Source organism: Rhodococcus sp. NPDC056960 (assembly GCF_042674125.1).
Lineage (GTDB): Bacteria > Actinomycetota > Actinomycetes > Mycobacteriales > Mycobacteriaceae > Rhodococcus_F.
Genome location: NZ_JBHURF010000002.1, coordinates 158,694 through 177,145, shown reverse-complemented (window position 1 = coordinate 177,145; position 18,452 = coordinate 158,694). Strand labels below are relative to the sequence as shown.

Annotated in this window: 17 protein-coding genes; 8 read left to right on the top strand and 9 right to left on the bottom strand. The window is 66.1% G+C overall.

Going from position 1 to position 18,452, the window contains the following annotated elements; genetic code table 11:
- Window positions 1–33 precede the first annotated feature (33 nt).
- From ACFTWF_RS03855 to ACFTWF_RS03845, 3 genes are read right to left on the bottom strand one after another with little or no spacing between them, the layout of a single operon-like run.
- Window positions 34–702, bottom strand: a complete 669-nt coding sequence (locus ACFTWF_RS03855) for a PolC-type DNA polymerase III (protein ID WP_378459950.1) — start codon at window positions 700–702, stop codon at window positions 34–36.
- Entirely contained in the window at window positions 699–2,534 is a 1,836-nt protein-coding gene (locus ACFTWF_RS03850) for a putative nucleotidyltransferase substrate binding domain-containing protein (protein WP_378459949.1), read from the bottom strand. The genes ACFTWF_RS03855 and ACFTWF_RS03850 overlap by 4 nt, the downstream gene beginning before the upstream one ends.
- Before the next feature lie 41 nt (window positions 2,535–2,575).
- Window positions 2,576–3,682: a mandelate racemase/muconate lactonizing enzyme family protein gene (locus ACFTWF_RS03845; RefSeq protein WP_378459948.1), complete on the bottom strand. Its 1,107-nt coding sequence runs from the start codon at window positions 3,680–3,682 to the stop codon at window positions 2,576–2,578.
- 287 nt (window positions 3,683–3,969) lie between these two features.
- On the opposite strand from ACFTWF_RS03845, the gene ACFTWF_RS03840 reads away from it, so the two are divergent.
- From ACFTWF_RS03840 to ACFTWF_RS03815, 6 genes are all read left to right on the top strand, one after another.
- Window positions 3,970–5,259, top strand: coding sequence for a D-arabinono-1,4-lactone oxidase (locus ACFTWF_RS03840; RefSeq protein WP_378459947.1), 1,290 nt, complete (start codon window positions 3,970–3,972; stop codon window positions 5,257–5,259).
- 119 nt (window positions 5,260–5,378) lie between these two features.
- Window positions 5,379–6,065, top strand: a complete 687-nt coding sequence (locus ACFTWF_RS03835) for a GntR family transcriptional regulator (protein WP_378459946.1) — start codon at window positions 5,379–5,381, stop codon at window positions 6,063–6,065.
- Window positions 6,066–6,255: 190 nt separating this feature from the next.
- Window positions 6,256–7,728 (top strand): aldehyde dehydrogenase family protein, encoded by a 1,473-nt coding sequence (locus ACFTWF_RS03830; RefSeq protein WP_378459945.1) that lies wholly within the window; start codon window positions 6,256–6,258, stop codon window positions 7,726–7,728.
- 160 nt (window positions 7,729–7,888) lie between these two features.
- Complete coding sequence (locus ACFTWF_RS03825; RefSeq protein ID WP_378459944.1) at window positions 7,889–8,776, top strand: dihydrodipicolinate synthase family protein; 888 nt, start codon at window positions 7,889–7,891, stop codon at window positions 8,774–8,776.
- Window positions 8,777–8,969: 193 nt separating this feature from the next.
- Window positions 8,970–9,152, top strand: coding sequence for a hypothetical protein (locus ACFTWF_RS03820; protein WP_378459943.1), 183 nt, complete (start codon window positions 8,970–8,972; stop codon window positions 9,150–9,152).
- A 178-nt stretch (window positions 9,153–9,330) separates the two neighbouring features.
- Window positions 9,331–9,999, top strand: a complete 669-nt coding sequence (locus tag ACFTWF_RS03815) for a GntR family transcriptional regulator (protein ID WP_378459942.1) — start codon at window positions 9,331–9,333, stop codon at window positions 9,997–9,999.
- Between the two features lie 87 nt (window positions 10,000–10,086).
- Here the strand turns inward: ACFTWF_RS03815 and ACFTWF_RS03810 are convergent, their stop codons facing one another.
- The 6 genes from ACFTWF_RS03810 to ACFTWF_RS03785 all read right to left on the bottom strand — a co-directional run bounded on the left by ACFTWF_RS03810 (window position 10,087) and on the right by ACFTWF_RS03785 (window position 16,764).
- The gene (locus ACFTWF_RS03810) at window positions 10,087–10,227 is read right to left on the bottom strand and encodes a hypothetical protein (RefSeq protein WP_378459941.1); all 141 of its coding nucleotides are present in this window, start codon (window positions 10,225–10,227) and stop codon (window positions 10,087–10,089) included.
- A 28-nt stretch (window positions 10,228–10,255) separates the two neighbouring features.
- Window positions 10,256–11,362, bottom strand: a complete 1,107-nt coding sequence (locus tag ACFTWF_RS03805) for a mandelate racemase/muconate lactonizing enzyme family protein (RefSeq protein WP_378459940.1) — start codon at window positions 11,360–11,362, stop codon at window positions 10,256–10,258.
- 151 nt (window positions 11,363–11,513) lie between these two features.
- Window positions 11,514–13,181 (bottom strand): ABC transporter ATP-binding protein, encoded by a 1,668-nt coding sequence (locus tag ACFTWF_RS03800; protein WP_378459939.1) that lies wholly within the window; start codon window positions 13,179–13,181, stop codon window positions 11,514–11,516.
- On the bottom strand, window positions 13,178–14,104 hold the full coding sequence (locus ACFTWF_RS03795) for an ABC transporter permease (protein WP_378460202.1): 927 nt from the start codon (window positions 14,102–14,104) through the stop codon (window positions 13,178–13,180). The genes ACFTWF_RS03800 and ACFTWF_RS03795 overlap by 4 nt, the downstream gene beginning before the upstream one ends.
- A complete protein-coding gene (locus tag ACFTWF_RS03790; RefSeq protein WP_378459938.1) occupies window positions 14,104–15,147 on the bottom strand; it encodes an ABC transporter permease in 1,044 nt (347 codons plus the stop codon). Before ACFTWF_RS03790 ends, ACFTWF_RS03795 begins: the two co-directional genes overlap by 1 nt.
- A 3-nt stretch (window positions 15,148–15,150) precedes the next feature.
- Window positions 15,151–16,764 (bottom strand): ABC transporter substrate-binding protein, encoded by a 1,614-nt coding sequence (locus ACFTWF_RS03785; protein ID WP_378459937.1) that lies wholly within the window; start codon window positions 16,762–16,764, stop codon window positions 15,151–15,153.
- A gap of 400 nt (window positions 16,765–17,164) precedes the next feature.
- Here ACFTWF_RS03785 and ACFTWF_RS03780 point away from each other — a divergent pair, with 400 nt between their 5' ends.
- Entirely contained in the window at window positions 17,165–17,563 is a 399-nt protein-coding gene (locus tag ACFTWF_RS03780; RefSeq protein WP_378459936.1) for an MFS transporter, read from the top strand.
- Complete coding sequence (locus ACFTWF_RS03775) at window positions 17,560–18,414, top strand: MFS transporter (RefSeq protein ID WP_378459935.1); 855 nt, start codon at window positions 17,560–17,562, stop codon at window positions 18,412–18,414. The genes ACFTWF_RS03780 and ACFTWF_RS03775 overlap by 4 nt, the downstream gene beginning before the upstream one ends.
- Window positions 18,415–18,452 lie beyond the last annotated feature (38 nt).

Genomic DNA, 18,452 nt, shown 5'->3' with positions numbered 1-18,452 from the left:
CCAGGTGGTGCATGAGCGAAGAGACGTGTGGGGTTACTGCGGTGTGGACGGTTCCAGGAGGACACCCGTCGTCAGGGGAGTGCCCGTGACGGCGCGTTCGTGTTCGAGGCGTCCGGCGAGGGCGATGAACAGGTTCGCCGTGGTGAGGGCATCGCCCAGGGCGTGGTGGGGAGTGTGGATCGGAAGGTGGAGCGCGGTCGCCGCGTACTCGAGCGACACGAGGCAGTCCGATTCGGCGGTGACGTCGAGGAACGGCATCGCCAGTTGCGCCGTGTCGACGATCGGACAGGCGAAGGTTCTGTGGGAGACGTGGAATGCGCGGCGGAGGAACGTCCGTTCGACCCACGCGCCGTGCGCGACCACGACCGTATTCGCCAGGAGTTCGTCGAGTGTCTCGACGCATGTCGCGAGCGGCGGCGCCTCGTCGAGGTCCTGGGTGCGGATTCCGTGGATCCGGGTCGATTCCGCCGGGACGGCTCGGGGCGCCTTGACGAGGCTGTACACCGACTCCCCGACACGGATGCGACCGTCGCGGACCGGCACGGCGCCGTAGGAGACGATGTGGTCCCGTCGCGCATCGAGGCCGGTGGTCTCGAGGTCGACGACGACGAAATCGGTGTCACGCCAGTTCTGCTGGAGCAGCGCGCCCTCCGGTGCGTCGAGTCCGCCGAGGTACCGCCGGAGCGAGGTGGTGATCTTCACGGCAGGACCTGCTCGAATCGGTTGCTGCCGACCCGTTCCTGGATGTGGTTCACCGCACGGAAGGCGTCCCGGAGGTGGCGGCGTTCGAGATTGTCGAGGGTGTCCGGGCGGATCACGGTCTCGATGGCGCGCCCCGCCTTCATCGCGCCGATCTGATCGTCGACCACGAGCTGATAGCACAGCGAGAACGCACCCTTGAGCGACTCGGCTTCGTTCTCGGTCAGCAGGCCGGCCTTGCGCGCACGGTCGAGGCGATCGGTGGTGGACCCGGATGCGTCCCTGGCGCGCACGGCCAGCGCCCGCGCGAGGGAGACGATCGGGCGCAGTCCGACCTTCTTCAGGTTGAGGTATCCCTTCTGCTCGCCGAAATGACCGACCACCAGTTCGCGGACGAACCCGGCCGGGGGCCGGGTGGTGATGGAGAACCGCGTCATCGCCTTGGCGAAGTCGTCACTGCCGTCCCCACTGAGCAGGGCGCTACGGAGGGGGTGGGCGAGTTGGTTGTGGGTGATCGGCCGCCCGTCGAGCATGGTGGACGCGAGGAGGAGGTTGTCGACGTCGGGGTGGCGTCGCCAGTCTTCCGCGGCGCGCCGCCACCCCTCACTCGACCGATTGAACAGGGGATAGGACGCGTTGAGGCCCTGCGGGCACGGCTGCAGACCGCATTGCCGCATCGCGTCGATGAGCGGTTCGACGGCCGCGCTGATCTGTACGCGGGTGAACGGCACCGGACCGCCGTCGCCGTCGCGGGCCCGCCAGATGACGGCCGTGTCGACGTCGGAGTTCGGCAGTGGCTCGCGCCGGCCGAGGGACCCGAGCAGCAGCCAGCTGCATTCGAGTTCGGTGAAGGGCCACTGGTCGCCGTGGAGGTCGACGATCTTCCGGAAGATGGCCTCGATCATGGTGGACCGGACGGCGCCCAGGTGTTCGGCGGGCACGCCCGCATCCCACAGTTCGACGGTGGTCGGATCGAGCAGTCTGCTCGCCTCGGCCAGTTCCGCCAGCGTCCGCGCGGACGCGACCGCGCTCCGGATCACCAGGGGATCGCGGATCTCACGCGCAGCGATGTCGACGACCCGCGCAATTCCCACGGGTCGTCCGGTGTCGCCCAGCACCACGAGGTGGTGGATGCCGTGTTCGACCATGTGGAGGTACGCGGCGCTGACCGTCTTCTCCGCGGACACCGCCAGGGCGGGGACGCTCGCGATGGTGTCGATCGTGGCGTCGACGCTCACCTCACCGGTGGCGATACGACGACGAAAGTCGTCGTCGGTGACGATTCCGATCTCGTCGCCGCGCACGAACACCGCGCACGAACCGCCGCCGGCGGTCATCCGCGCGGCCACGGTCCGCACGGATTCCGTGCTCTCGCACCAGACGACCGGTTCGATGACCTCGGACAGGGGGCGTTCGAGGCGCGGGAACGAACCGCCCGACGCGATCAGACGCTCCCGCGCCACCAGCGTTCCGTAATGCGCATAGCGCAGTTTTTCCGGGTGCGCCACCAGCTTTCGAGGGTCCGGCAGCCGATAACAGAGTGTGTCCTCCGCTGCCCGCACCGCGAGCGGCGGAGGGAGCCCGGACAGGACCGAGATGTGCCCGAACGTGTCGCCGGGACCGAGGACGTCCACGGTGCGGCCGCGATCGAGAATTTCGACGGATCCGGTGCGGATCACGAAGATGTGGTCGAGGGTCGGGGCGTTCTCCTCGACGATGATCACACCGGCCGAGAAGAACTCCGCCTCGACGGTGCGGGCGAGCCGACTCAGATCGTCGCCGTCGAGGCGATCGTACGGAGCTTGCGCGCCGAGGAATTCGACGAACTCCTTCATCTCGCCTCCCGCGATCGGATCGTGCTGTGGTTCCCGGCCTGTCAGTTACCGACGACGAACAATGGTGCGCCGAGCGCGTCGGCGTCGACGGTGATGCCGAGGCCGTGCCCGGTGGGGGCCGAACCCCGGCCCTTGACCGACCGCGGCTGGTGACCGGCGACGTGACCGTCCGTCCAATCGTTGAAGAACGGCGTCATCAGCAGGCTCTCGGGACGGGTGGTCGCCGCGATGTGACTGGTGGCGGCGGTGATGACGTCGCCGCCCCACATGTCTTCGACCGAGACGAGCATGTTCAGTTCCTGGGTGAGGTCGCGCATGCGGACGACGTTGGTCAGCCCCCCGACCTTTCCGAACTTGATGTTGATCGAGACCGCGTTGGCCTCGTTCTTGGCCCGGAACACCTCGGTGGAATCGACGATCGACTCGTCGAGCACGAGCGGCACCTCCGACCCACGGTGGGCGAGGATGCAATCGGTGGTGGTGCGGCACGGTTGTTCGACGAAGATCGGCAGATCCTTCATGCCCTTGAGGGCGATCTTCGCGTCGGAGATGTTCCATCCGCCGTTGGAGTCGGCGACGATGACGGTGTCCCGGTCGCCGGCCTCGACGCAGGCGCGGGACCGGACGATGTCGTCGTGCGGATTGTTCCCGACCTTGAGCTGGAATCGATTGATGCCCTCGGCCCGGCGGGCGCTGATGAAGTCGGCCATCGATTCGGGGCTGCCCAGGGGGACGGCCTCGTAGAGCGGGAAGTCGCTGTTGACCACTCCGCCCAGCAGCGCCGAGATCGGCTGTTCGGTGGCCTTGCCGAGCAGGTCCCAACAGGCGATGTCGAGGGCGCTCTTGGCGAACGTCTGGCCCATCAGGGTCGAATCCATCACGTCGTAGACGTTGCGCACATTCGTCGGGTCGAGCCCGATCAGTGCGGGACCGAGTTCCGCGAGGGCCGCCCGGATGCCGCGCGGGAAGGTGGGGAGATAGGTGGTGCCGAGCGTGGTGATCTCACCCCAGCCGTCGACTCCCTCGTCGGTGCGGATGCGCACCAGGGTGCCGTCCTCGGTGACGGCGGCCCGGTTGCCCGACATGACGTACTCGCCGTGGGCGTATCCCAGCTCGTATCCAAAGACGTCGATTCCCACAATCTTCATCAAGAAGCTCCTCCACGCGATGTGGCGACGACTACGCGACACCAATCTAGAATGTAATCGGTAATCGACTACTCTACACCCAGCGCGGTGCGTGGGCAATGGCCGCACCGGAGGAGTCCCGAGCTCCGGCCACGGTGGCGCAGATCACCGCCATGTCGTACATTACATGTAACATCTTACTAGCCGGGTTCCGCACACCGTCGTCACCGACGACACGGCCCCACCCAGGCACATCGCCACGTTACGACTGTCGTACCGACGGCCCGGCCTGTCGGGAAAGGAAGACCATGTCAGAGCACACCCCCACCGCGATCGTCTCGGGTGATCTCCCCGCGCAGGACTTCGTCACCGCCGACGAGGCGCGTGAGCAGGAATGGTCCAACTGGGGCGGAAACCAGAGCTTCACCTTCACCGCCTCGGCCCGACCCACCACCGACGACGACGTCGTGTCGGTCGTGCGCCGGGCCGCAGACGCCGGTACCGGCGTCCGGGTCGCCGGAAGCGGGCACTCCTTCACGCCGATCGTGCAGACCGACCACACCCTGATCAGTCTCGAATCCATTTCCGGAGTCACCGGAACGGACGCCACCACCCTGCGCGCGAACGTACGCGCCGGCACCCGGCTGTGCGACATCGGCGCACCACTGTGGGAGGCGGGGCTGTCGCTGGCCAACCAGGGCGACATCGACGCCCAGTCTCTCGCCGGTGCCGTCGCCACTGGGACGAAGGGCTCCGGCCCCTCCTTCGGCAGCCTGTCGTCGATGGTGCGCACCGTCCGCCTGGTCGACGGCACCGGACAGATCGTCGACATCGCCGAGACCGACACCGAGCGACTGCGCGCCGCACAGGTTTCCCTCGGCATGCTCGGAGTCTTCCTCGACCTCGGGATCGAGACCCTGCCCGCCTACAAGCTTCGCGAGCACAACGCCGTCCTGCCCTTCTCCGAGCTCCGGGAGAATTGGAACCGATTCCTGACGGACTACCGCCACTTCTCGTTCTGGTGGATGCCGACCGCCGAATCGTCGGCCATGTACGACCTGGGGACCGTCCCGCAGGACCACTGCGTCGTCAAACTGCTCGAGCAGTTGCCCGCCGACGCCGAGGACGTCGACGCCGACCCCGGCCAGCGCACCGGCCGCGCGCACCTGATCTACCCGGACGCCACGACCGAGGCCCGGTTCCACGAACTCGAATACATGGTCCCTGCCGACCGCGGCGTCGAAGCACTCGACGTCGTCCGGAACCTGATGCTGCACAAGCACACCGATCAGATCTCGCCGGTGCAGATCCGCTGGCAGAAGGCCGACGAGGGATATCTGTCCGCGCATTACCAGCGCGACACGATGTCGGTGTCCGTGTCCGGCCAGGTCGGGACGGTCTACGAGCCGTTCCTGCGCGAACTCGACCGCGAACTCCAGCGGTTCGACGCCCGCCCGCACTGGGGCAAGATCCACTTCCTCACCCGCGACCGCGTCGAGGCCCTGTATCCCAAGTACGACGAATTCCAATCGATCCGTAAGGAATTCGATCCCCAGGGCATCTTCCTCAACCCGCACCTGCGCGAGCTCTTCGGCTGACCACCGAGTCTTCCGGGCTCGGACCGGAGACACGGTACAATGTAGTGTGTTACATTGCACACTAGCGTCGGATGGTCGGATGGAGTGCCTTCCAGCGTCGTAAATTTTGGAGGTCCACGATGATCACACCCACGTCGAATCTCAAACGTGCGAGCCTGCGCGAACAGGCTCTCGCGGTGATCCGTGAAGGCATGGTCTCGGGAGAACTCGTGCCCGGTGGCATCTACTCCGCAACGGCCCTGGCATCCGAACTCGGCGTCTCCGCGAGCCCGGTCCGGGAGGCCATGCTCACCCTGGTCAACCAGGGGTTGATGGAGGCCGTCCGAAATCGCGGCTTCCGAGTGGTGCCCCTCGGCGACGCAGACCGCCGGGAGATCTACGAACTGCGGGTCATGCTCGAGATTCCGGCGACCCAGAAGGTGGCGGGCATCCCGAGCGTGAGGGATCACTACGACGAATACGTGGGCATCGCCCGCGAGATCGTCGACGCCGCTCGAAGCGGCGACCTGATCGCCTACCTCGACGCAGACCGCCGATTCCACCTGGGACTCCTCGGATTCCTCGACAACGAACGCCTCATCGCCATGGTGGACGGCCTCCGGGATCAGACCCGCCTGTTCGGCCTGAAGGAAATGTCGGAGCGCGGCGACCTGACGGCCTCGGCGGAAGAGCACGAGCCGATTCTCGACGCGATCGTCGCCGGTGACGCCGACAAGACGGGCGCACTGATGTACCAGCATTTCGAGCACATCAAGGGCGACTGGGCTGTCGGTGCGCCCCGCCGCGCCACACTGACGGCCATCTGACGGTCACCGGTCTCCGCCGGTGGCAAGTGAGTGTTGACACGATCCCCATCGGTAGCGATAAAATACTACCGATTACCGGTAATGCGGCGCTGCGATTCGAAGCAGGGGCCGGACCGATCGACATCCGGCGCCGGTATCTCGGACAATTCACAACAACCACCTGCCGGCACGCCGGCGATTGGAGAGCAACATGACCACGTCACTCCCGGCGTCCGTGCGCACCCAGGCGTACATCGACGGCAAGTTCGTCGATGCCGAAGACGGTGCCACCTTCGACAACCTCTCGCCGGCGACCGGCCAGGTCTTGAACAAGGTGGCAGCAGCCTCCGCGGCGGACGTGGACACCGCCGTCGCCGCGGCGCGCCGAGCGTTCGACGGCGGTGCGTGGAGCAAGATCTCGCCTGCCGAGCGCAAGGCGGTCCTGCTGAAGTTCGCCGACCTGGTCGAGCAGAACGCGAACGAGCTCGCCCTCATCGACTCGATCGACGCGGGCAAGCCGATCACGGACTGCGAGCAGCTCGACATCCCGGACGTCATCATGACCATCCGCTGGTACGCCGAGGCGATCGACAAGGTCTTCGGCAAGGTGTCGCCGACCGGCGCCGACAACGTGGGCCTGATCGTGCGCGAGGCCTCCGGTGTCGTCGGGGTCGTCGTTCCGTGGAACTTCCCCTCCAACACCCTCGCGTGGAAGATCGCTCCGGCACTGGCCGCCGGCAACTCGATCGTCGTCAAGCCTGCCGAGCTGTCTCCCCTCAGCGCGCTGCGGTATGCGGAACTCGCCACCGAGGCCGGCATCCCCGACGGCGTGTTCAACGTGGTCACCGGGCTCGGCCACGTCGCGGGCAAGGCCCTCGGCCTCCACGACGACGTCGACGTCGTCGCGTTCACCGGGTCGGTCGAGGTCGGCCGGATGTTCCTCAAGTACGCCGCCGACAGCAACCTCAAGCAGGTCGCCCTCGAGATGGGTGGCAAGAGCCCCCAGATCGTGTTCGCGGACATGCGCGACGAACTGCACACGGTCGCCGAGGATCTCGCCGGAGCCGCGTTCTGGAACGGTGGACAGAACTGCACCGCCGGCTCGCGCATCCTGGTCCACAACTCGATCAAGGACGACTTCGTCAAGCTGATCGCCGACCTGGCCGCCAACCTCAAGGTGGGGGATCCGCAGAACCGTGAGACCGAAATCGGACCTCTGATCGAGGCGTCCGCGCGCGAGCGGGTGCTGCGGTACATCGACGACGCAAAGGCTTCCGGGGCGAAGGTCATCGGTGGCGAGCGCATCCTCGACGAAACCGGCGGATTCTTCGTCTCCCCGGCAGTCATCGACGAGGTCGAGCCCACCTCCGCCGTGGTCCGGGACGAGATCTTCGGCCCCGTGGTCGCCGTCCTCGGCTTCGAGACCGAGGAAGAGGCGATCGCCCTCGCCAACGACACCGTCTACGGTCTCGCGGCCAACGTGTGGACCCGGGACATCAACGTGGCGCTGCGCGTGGCGCGATCCGTGCGCGCCGGCACCGTGGCCGTCAACGGCTTCAGCGAAGGTGACATCTCGACGCCGTTCGGCGGCTTCGGCCTGTCCGGCTTCGGGGGACACGACAAGGGGCTCGAGGCCTTCGATCAGTACAGCGAGCTGAAGACCATCTGGGTCACGCTGCGCTGACCAGCGGCTCTACCAGGCTCTCGGCGCACCCGTGGTGCGCCGAGAGCCTTGCCCGGGGAACCGAATACCTCGCGCAGAATATTCATAATCAATGGTAGAATGTTACCGGTTACCGGTGATACTCTTTCTGTACAGGCCATCCACTAGAAATGAGGCTCTTATGACCGCCAAGCCATGGCACGGAATCGTCGTCGCGGCCACTCTGCCGTTCAAGGACGATCTGTCGATCGACTACGACCGCTTCCAGGATCACGTTCGCTTCCTGGCCGAGAGCGGGGCCCACGGTGTTACGCCGAACGGTTCGCTCGGCGAGTACCAGGTCCTGTCCGACGAGGAGCGCGCTCGGGTGGTCGAGCTGGCCGTGGAGGCTGCGCCCAAGGGTTTCAATGTCGTTCCGGGCGTGGGAGCCTACGGCTCCGCCGAGTCGCGGCGCTGGACCGAGCAGGCGCAGCAGGCCGGTGCGCAGGCGGTGCTGGCGTTGCCGCCGAACTCGTACCGCGCCAACGATGACGAGGTCGTCGATCACTACCGGGCGATCTCCAAGGTGGGTCTGCCCATCGTGGCCTACAACAACCCGTTCGACACCCGCGTCGACCTCACCGCGGAGCTGCTCGGCCGGATCGCCGAGATCGACAATGTCGTTGCGGTGAAGGAGTTCTCCGGCGACATCCGGCGGATCACCGCCATCCAGCGGATCGCTCCCCGGCTCGACGTCCTCTCCGGCGCCGACGACAACGTCCTCGAGGCCACGCTGCTCGGTGCGGTCGGGTGGATCGGCGGATTCTCCAACGCTCTGCCCAAGGCCTGTGCCAAGATCTACGAACTCGGCACCACCGGACAGATCGAGGAGGCCCGCAAGCTCTACGCCCTGCTGCAGCCGGCGTTCTTCTGGGACACCAAGCACACCTTCGTCCAGGCGATCAAGCTCGCCCAGAAGGTTGCCGGCCACTACGGCGGACCGACCCGGCCGCCGCGTCAGCCGCTCAGCGACGAGGACCGCGCCCAGGTCATCAAGGATGTCGAGCTGGCCCTGACCGCCGAGGTCTGATCCACCCGCCACGAGACGTGGCATTGCACCTCGTGAGTACGCCACGCACGGGACCACCGTTCGGCGTACGCACGACTCGGTCCCCTTCCGGACGCGCCCTACCCGACAGCGCCTCCGGAAGGGGACTTCCCAATTTCACGAGCCTTGCGTCCTGGTAGACGCCCCCGCCCGTACGGGCGCCGAGGAGACGACGATGGAACTTCGCATACAGCACCGCGACGGGATCGACACGTTCCGCGGCAATCAGACCGCCCACCTTCTCGGGTGCGGCACGCTCCGAATCGTCGATTGCGACAAGGAACTGCAGGCGTCCTACCCGCCTGCCGGCTGGACGATACTCGTCACTCCTCCGGGCGACGCGCCACACGGCGGATGATGCGACATCTCGGGTAAGGACAACCGACCCGATTCAAAACCACCTTCACCCCGCATGGAGGCGTGTGGCCGGTTCGGCGACACGCCTCCCTCTGCATGCGGCGGGACCAGCTCGACTCGTCGATCCGGCTACAATGAACGGTAATCTGTAGTATTCGACACGGCGAGAGCGGGCACGAGTGGCCATCAGGACGGATCAGCTCGAACGTACGAGCCTGCGGGATCAGGCGCTGGCCGTCATCCGGCAGCGGATGGTGACCGGTGAGATCGCGCCAGGAGAGATCTACTCGGCGTCTGCGATCGCGGCAACGCTGGGCGTGTCGAACAGCCCGGTCCGTGAAGCGATGCTCTCGCTGGTGGAGCAGGGACTGATGGAACCCGTCCGTAACCGCGGGTTCCGGGTGATCCCGTTGTCGGATACCGACCGCGAGCACATCCACCAGCTCCGACTGATGCTCGAAGTCCCCGCCATGGGTCAGGTCGCCACCGCCAAGCTGGTGAAGCCTCACAAAGCCGAGTACCAGAAGCTCGTCGATTCGATCATCTCGCTCGAAGCCGAAGGCGATTACGTCGGATTCCTCGAGTCCGACCGAGAGTTCCACCTCGGTCTGCTGGCCCTGCTGGGCAACCCGTACCTGAATACGATCGTGGGGAACCTGCGCGATCAGACGCGGTTGTTCGGCCTGATCGAATTGGCCGAGCAGGGACTGCTGGCGGAATCCGCCAAAGAACACCGGGGAATCCTCAACGCGATGGTCAAGGGTGACGGACCGTTGACCGAGAAGCTCATGACCGAGCACCTCGAACACGTTCGGCAGCATCAGTTCGGCAATACCCCCGCGCCCTGACCCGTCACAACTCCCGCCGACAGCACGACAGCACGACGCCGGCCCCTCCTGGTGAGGGGCCGGCGTCGTTCGATGCTGCCGAACGGGTCAGTGCCGCAGTGACGTGCGAATTCGGCGGAGCATCGCCGACACGAGGGACTCGACGAGCTCACGTGCACCGGTGTACATGTCGGCCTCGGTGGCCGGACATTCCTGGAGAGCCGCGCATTCCTGCCGCGAAATCGTCATGAGTGTCATTCCTGATAGACGGAAGGCGCTACCGGTCGGTGGACAGGATCGGCTCGCCCAGAGCCTGCGCGTCGACGGTGATTCCGAGGCCGGGACCCACCGGTGCGGATCCGCGGCCGTTGACCGACCGCGGCTGGTATCCGGCGACGTGCCCGTCGGTCCAGTCGTTGAAGAAGGACGTGTTCAACAGGTTTTCCGGGCGCGTGCTGGCGGCCAGGTGGCTCACGGCGGCCGTGATGACGTCACCGCCCCACATGTCCTCGATCGACACCATCATGTTGAGTTCCTGCATCAGGTCACGCATGCGGGCCGCCTTGGTCAACCCGCCGACCCGGCTGATCTTGACGTTGACCGACACGGCACCCGCCTCGGTCTTGGCCTTGAACAGGTCGGTGGGTCCGGTGATGGATTCGTCCAGCACCAGGGGGAGGCGGCAGTTGCGGTGGGCGAGAATGCTGTCTTCGGTTGTGCGGCAGGGCTGCTCGACGAGGACGGGCAGGTCTTCCATATTGCGCATGGCGATCTGAGCGTCGAGGAGATTCCAGCCGCCGTTCGAGTCCGCGATGATGACGGTGTCGCTGTCGCCGGCCTCGGCGGCCGCGCGGGTGCGGTCAGCGTCCTCGAGCGGCCGGTTGCCGACCTTCAGCTGGAAGCGGTTGATTCCGGCTTCCCGGCGCTCGGAAATGTAGTCGGCCATGCTTTCCGGGCTGCCGAGCGGCACCGCTTCGTAGATCGGGAAGTCCTCCTGGAGGACGCCACCGAGGAGGGCGGAGATCGGCAGGTTCGCGGACTTCCCGAGCAGGTCCCAGCAGGCGGTATCGATTGCGCTCTTCGCGTATCCCTGGCCGAGGAGAACCGCATCCATGATGCGGTTGATCCGGGCGATGTTCGTCGGGTCGGCACCGACCAGGTGCGGGAGGACCTCTGCGAGCCCGGCGCGGACGACGTCCGGGGAGGTGGGCAGGTAGGTGCTTCCGAGCGGGGTGATCTCACCCCAGCCCTCGAGTCCCTCGTCGGTCCGGATACGCACCAGGGTTCCCACCTGATGCACGGCGGCGCGGCCGCCGGACATGACGTACTCGCCGTGCGCGTACCGCACCTTGTAGTCGAAAACGTCGATGCCGACGATCTTCATGGGGTCTCCTTCTCGGGATGTGTCGTTGTGGCGCGAATGGCCAACTAGTACGTAATCGATTACCGGTAACAATAGACGTGTGTTGCCGATCACGCCAGCCCCGAAAGACGGGAATGACCAACAGATGTGGACAACTGCTGTGGATTACCTGTCAGCAGAGGGTCGGAACGGCCTCGATCAGGCGTCGACCGTAGTCGGACGTCGGCGAATCCAGGACCGTCCGTGCGACACCGCTTTCGCGGACCCGCCCGCTCTCGAGGATCATCACGGTGTCCGCGATCCCGGCCACGACGCCGAGGTCATGGGTGATGAACAGCAGAGCGACACCCAGCTTCCGCCGCAGATCGTTGAGCAGTTCGAGAACGGCAGCCTGCACGGTGACGTCGAGGGCAGAGGTGATCTCGTCGCACACGATCACCTTCGGTGACGCGGCGAGTGCCCGGGCGATGCAGACGCGCTGCCGCTCACCACCGGAGAGTTCGCGAGGAAGCCGGTGTGCGCAGGATTCCCGAATCCGGACCATCTCCAGCAGTTCCGCCGTCGTCGTGGTGACGGAGGGATCGGCCTTCTTCGTCTGCCGCAGAACCCGCTCGATGGCCGTGTGCACGGTTTCGCGCGGGTTCAACGCCTGGGTGGCGTTCTGGAAGACGATCTGGAGGTCGCGGCGCTGCTCGACGGTGCGGGCGGCGCTGTCCGAGGGCAGTTGCCGCCCACCCAGGACGAATTCCCCGGTATCGACCTTCTGGATGCCGGCGACCGCCCGGGCGATCGTCGTCTTGCCGCTGCCGGACTGGCCCACCAGCGCCAGGCACTCACCGCGCTTCAGCGCGAAGCTGATGTCGCGGACCGACGCTGCCTCGACGCCACGGACCCGGTGGGTGATGTTCAGGCCGCGGACATCGAGCACGGCGTCGGTCGGTTCGCTCGCCGGTGTCCGGCCCGGGCGCCCGTCGTCTTCGGCTGGGGATCCGAATGTGCGGGGGCGATGGATGTCGGGCCGCGACTCGAGGAGCCCCCGGGTGTAGGGGTGCGACGGCCGCCGGAGCACATCCTCGGTGGCACCGACCTCGACGACCTGTCCGGCGTACATGACGGCGACACGGGTGGCGAGCTGGGACACGACGGCGAGATCGTGGGAGATGTACACCATCGAGACGCCGATCTCGGATCGCAGTCGCTGGAGCTCGCGGATGACCGCTGCTTGCGTGATGACGTCGAGGCCCGTGGTGGGTTCGTCGAGCACGATTGCCTTGGAGCCGGACAGCAGCGCCATCGCGATGCAGACACGCTGCTGTTGTCCGCCGGACAGCTGGTGCGGATAGCGCTTCCGGAACTCCGGGGTCGTGGGGAGACCGACGATGTCCAGAGCCTCGGAGGTCACGACGTCGCGGCGTTCCCGGAAGACCGGGTCCACGGCCGCCCGGCGGTCACCGACCTCGCGCAACAGTTTTGCGATCCGCATGGTGGGGTTGAGCGCGGTTCCGGGGTTCTGCGGAACGTAGCTGAAGTAGCGTCCGCGCAGGTCCCGCATGTTCGTTGCCGTGGCCAGGTCGATGGGATCGCGACCGGGGACCGTGACGGTGCCGTCGACGAACCGTGCGCCGTGCTGGGCGAATCCGAAGAACGACAGCACCGATGTCGTCTTTCCACTGCCCGATTCGCCGACCACGCCGAGGATTTCGCCGGCGTGCAGGTCGAACGAGACGTCGTCGACGATGCACAGACCGTCGCTGGTCTCGACGCGCAGATTCCTGACGGCGGCCACGGGCTGGGCGGTCGGGCGGTCGGCGACGTCGCCGGTAGATTGGGGACTGGTCATCGCAGCTCGGCACCTTCGCTGTTCGTAGCATCGATCACCGGGGGTGTGACGCCGGGGCTCTTCGGTTTCTTTGCGCGCCGGGTGGTCCCGCGACCGGCGACGGCCTTGACGTACGCGTCCGCGACGAGATTGACCCCGATCGACAACAGCGCGAGCATGACGCCGGGAGCGACGATCGCCAGCGGGTTGAGGGTGACCAGGCTCTGGTTCTCCGACGTCATCAGACCCCAGTCGGACGCCGGCGGCGCGAGGCCCAGCCCGAGGAAGTTCATGCTCGCCACCAGGATGATCGACAGGCCGAATCGGATGCCGAAGTCGGCCAGCACCGTCGGAAGGATGTTCGGGAGAATGTCACGCTTCCAGATCGTCAGCGTCCGTTCCCCGCGGGCCTTGGCCACTTCGACGTAGGCCGATCGTGCGACCGCGGCGGTCGATGCCCGCGTGACCCTGACGATGTTGGGGATCTGGACGATCACGACGCCGAGGATCAGCACCCAGATGTGCGACTGGAAGCCGCCCACGAGCAACAGGAGCACGAGCAGGGGAGGGAAGGCGAGGATCACGTCGACGCACCGCATGACGGTGGCCCCGACGTATTTCTCGACGTATCCGGCGAGCAGACCCAGCGTCACACCGATCAGGTAGGCGATCAGGGTGGCGGTCAACCCGATCGCGATGACGGAGAATCCGCCGTTGAGGACCCGGGAGAGCACGTCTCGGCCGAGATAGTCGGAGCCGAGCAGGAGATATCCGGTCCCGAGGACGCTGGGGCCCGGGCCCATCCCCGGGGCGGTGATCGGCTCGGTCGGTGAGTACGGGGCCATGAACGGCCCGCCGACCGCCACGACGGCGACGAATGCCAGGAGGATGCAACCGACGCGGCCGCTGGTTTGGGAAAGTATCTGCGTCAGGCGGTTTTTCATCACACTGCCGTTCTAATCTTCGGATCCAGCACGATGCAGATCAGGTCGGCGACGAGGTTGATCACGATGTAGGTCGCCGCCAGAATGGTTGCGATAACGACGATCTCCTGGGTGTCGCGCACGGCGATGGCGCGCACCAGGGTGCTGCCGATCCCGGGATAGTTGAAGACCGCCTCGACGACGATGATGCCGCCGATGAGATATTGCAGCTGTTGAGCGAAGATCTGCACGGTGGAGACCATCGAGTTGGGCAGGACGTATTTGCGCAGCACCTCGCGGGCGGGAAACCCGCTCAAGCGGGCCATGGTGACGTAGTCCTGGGCCATCACTTCGATCACCGTCGCTCGGAGCATCCGGGAGCCGAAGGCCAGGCTCACCGTCAGCAGGGTGAGGACCGGGAGCGCCATCAGATCCGGATGCGACAACGCGACGTCACCCGCGGGGATCGCGCTGATGGGTGGCAACCAGCCCAGCCACGAGAAGAAGATGGTGATCAGCGCGGACGCCACCAGGAACTCGGGCAGGGCACTGATCGCGAGGGACGTCATCGACACCACGTGGTCGGTGGGCTTGTAGGCCCGGACTCCAGTGAGCAACCCGAGTCCCAGCGCCAACGGGACGAACAGCACCATGGTCACCGCCGCCAGGGTGGCGGAATTCGCGAAAGCGGGGCCGATGACGTCCGCAACCGGGATCTGCACCCCCTGCACGAGTCCGGCCGTCGAGTACCCCAGATTGCCGGTGAACAGATCGCCGAGGAACTGGAAGTACCGTTCCCAGACCGGTGTGTCCAGATTCAGTTGCGCTTCGACCTCCGCGATGCGTTCCGGGGTGGCGTTTCGCCCGAGAACCACTGTCGCCACGTCGCCCGGCAACACCAGGATTGCCGCGTAGACCAGTGCCGACGCGGCGAATACCGTGGCGATGCCCGCCAGGATGCGACGGACGATCATCGCGCCGAGCGGATAGCGATATCTGAGGGGCCGACGGCCCGCGGGTGTCTCGGGGGCCGCCGATGGGGGCGTCAGTTGCGTCGTGGACATTGCTCAGCCTTCCAGCCATGCGGAACTGAAGTCGAAGTTGTTGCACGGTCCCGCGTTCGTCGTCTTGACCCCTCGCACGCCGAGCCCGTAGCCGTCGAGCCAGTTGTAGTTGGCGTAGTTCAGCGTTCCGCCCTGATCGTGCTGAAGCACCTGCACGTCGTGCCACTTCTGGGCTGCGAGCGCCTCGTTCTTCTCGGCCATCGCGGCATAGGCGAGCTCGTCGTGTTCGGGGCTGCCCCAGTACGACACCTGGAACGGTGCGCCCTCGACCAGGTCGAGGAGGTAGAACAACGTCAGGGAGTTGACGCCGTTGGTCCACAACTCCATCCCGAACGGCCGGGTCTGGTATCCCCCCGAGGGCGTGAAGTACGTCGACGGGTCACTCTGGTTGACGCTGACGTCGATTCCGGCCTTCTTCGCCTGCTCCTTGTACAGCGTCGCCAGTGAATTGGTCTGGCCGGAGAGTGCGGCCGTGTCGAGTGAGACGGCCAGCCCGTCGAACCCCGCCGATTTCAACAGCGACTTCGCCTTGTCGGGGTCGTAGGACGAGGTCAGGTCGTTCGCGAAGTATTGACCGGTGTAGCCGCAGCAGTCGTTGCCCGCGGTGGCGTACCCGCTGAACACCAGATCGACGGCCGCCTGGCGGTCCAGGCTCAGTTTGAGGGCCTCACGGACTCGTTGGTCTCGAAACGGCTCGGTGTCGACGCGGAACACCGGGCCCGTCCAACCCGGGCCCGGCTGATTGCCGAGGTTGATTCGTCCCGCGGACTCGTTGGCTCGGGCGAGCGCGGGCGGAATGCCCGGCATGATGTCGATCGACTTCGCCAGCAACGCGTTGAGACGGGTGTCGTCCTGGGCGAAGGACGAGTCGATGATGAGCGAATCGACGGGAGGGCGGCCCGTACTGCGCCAGTAGTTCTCGTTGGCGACGAATTCGCTCTGGCGGCCGGCCGTGAAACTCTTGAACTTGAACGGACCGGTTCCGACCGGACGATCCCAGTTGCTGAACCCGTCGGGCACGACGTAGCAATTCTGGATACTGGCCACGGTCGGGAACTGCGCGAGACGACGCTTGAGGGGAACGACGACGGTGAATTCGCCGTCGGCCCGCACGTTCGGGGCATCGATGATCTGCTGCAGGACTGCGCCGAACCCGTTCTCCGGGGCCACCCAGGAATTCTGAATCGTATAGACGACGTCGGCGGCGGTGAAGGACTTGCCGTCATGCCACTGGACGCCTCTGCGCAGCTGGATCGTCCACACATCGGCGGCGTCGTTCGAATCCCACGACTCGGCCAGGCCGGCGACGACCGTCCCGCGCTCGCCCACGAACCACAGCGGGTCGTACAGGGCGGAGACGCGCGCGATGTCGGGAACCTGCGTCGTCCGCCGGACGTCGAGTGTTTCCGCGTTGCCGCCCGAGATCAGCCCCACCCGGAGGGTTCCGCCGGAGGTGGGAACTCCGTCCTGCGGCGGACCGAACGAGTAGGCGCTCGGGTCGCTCGCCGATCCCCGCGACGCACAGCCTGTCAGCGCTCCGCTGCCGAGCAGCGCGGCGCCCCCGACAGCCAGGGCGCCCAGGCGCAGTGCCTCGCGGCGACTGAATAGCTGGCTCATCGCCTGGCTCCTAGGGAATGTCGTGAATTGCCCGAGTGGCGCACGTGTGGTCAGTCCTTCGTTCGGAGAGTCACGAGGCTCGAGTGCGGCGGCCGATCGGTCGGCGGCATGCGGGAGTGCAATCCGCAGAAGGGTGGCGACGTGTACCCGCTACCGGCCATCTCGATACCGCTCTCGCACGAGTCGTGGATCACATATGGAATATAACCGGTAGCATACGACCGTTTCGCGCACCTGGTCAAGGACGAAAGGCGCCAATTCGCCAGCGGCGCAGGGCGAGAAACACAAAGTTGACCGCCACGCCCCGTCTGGCGACGTAGCGACATGTTCTATATTACATGTCAGCGGTCACATTTTGACCGCAAGGACGTGAGAATCCAGCGGCAGATCGGAGATGTCAGTGCACAGCCATACACCGATCAACAGCACGCCCGAACCGGGCGAGGCGGGCGAGCATCGGCGAGCCGTGTGGGCGGTGGCCGGCACCTTCATGCTCCACGGCTTCATCTTCTCGACGTGGGTCTCCCGCATCCCCACGGTGCGTGGCGCGCTGGGGCTCACGAACGGTCAGCTGGGAGCGCTGATGCTCGCCCTCTCGGCCGGTGCCCTGATCGTTCTGCCGTTCACCGGAATGGTGGTGGGACGCTTCGGCGCGAACAAGACGGTGGTCCGCACCTCGATGATGTTCGTGCTGGGCCTCGCGACCGTGGCGTTCGGCGCGGACTACGCGGTCGCGACAGCGGTCGTCGGCGGGTTGTTCGTGCTGGAATGGGCCACGCGACCTGGGATGTCGCGATGAACGTGCAGGCGACAACGCTGGAAGTGACACTGAAACGCCCCCTGATCCCTCGCCTGCACGCCGGCTTCAGTATCGGGGCCGTGGCAGGCGCGGGTTTCGGGTCTCTGATGCTTCGGTTCGACGTTCCGTTTCCTGTTCACGTACTGATCGTCGCGGCGGTACTGCTCGCCCTCACGCCTCTGATCGCCCGCAATTTCCCCGCCGATGCGGCGGCAGCCCCCGCGAAGTCCGCGCCCGAGCAGTCGAACGCGAACGGTGCGCTCTCGGCGTGGCGCGAGCCCCGGACCCTGGTCATCGGGGCGTTCATCGCCATGTTCTCGTTCTGCGAGGGAACCGGAAACGACTGGCTGGCAGTGGCGAGCATCGACGGCCACGGCGTGTCCGAGTCGAACGGTTCGCTGATGTTCGCCGCGTTCACCTCGGCGATGACGATCGGCCGCTTCGTCGGACCGATCGCCATCGAGCGCGTCGGCCGGCAACGGTCGGCGGTGCTGTGTTCGGTGTCCGCGATTCTGGGCGTATTGAGCGTGGCCCTCACCGCCTCCACCACGTTCGTGATCGTCGGAGCCGTGTTCTGGGGTATCGGAACATCTTTGGGTATCCCGCTGGGGATCAGCGCCGCGGGTGACGATCCCCGGCGAGCGGCGAGACGCGTCAGTGCCGTGCTCACGATCAGCTATGTGTCGTTCCTGTCCGGACCGCCGCTCATCGGTTTCCTGGCCGATCACACCGGTGTTCTGAACGCGATCATCCTCGCGGCAGGCGCAGCCGCGGTCGGTCTGCTCCTGAGCCCCGTTCTTCGAGCGACCGGAGCGGCCGAAGAAGCGCCACAGCCGTCCCGCCCGAACTGATGGTGCGGTCGAGGTACCGATAGAAGTGCTCGAAAAGC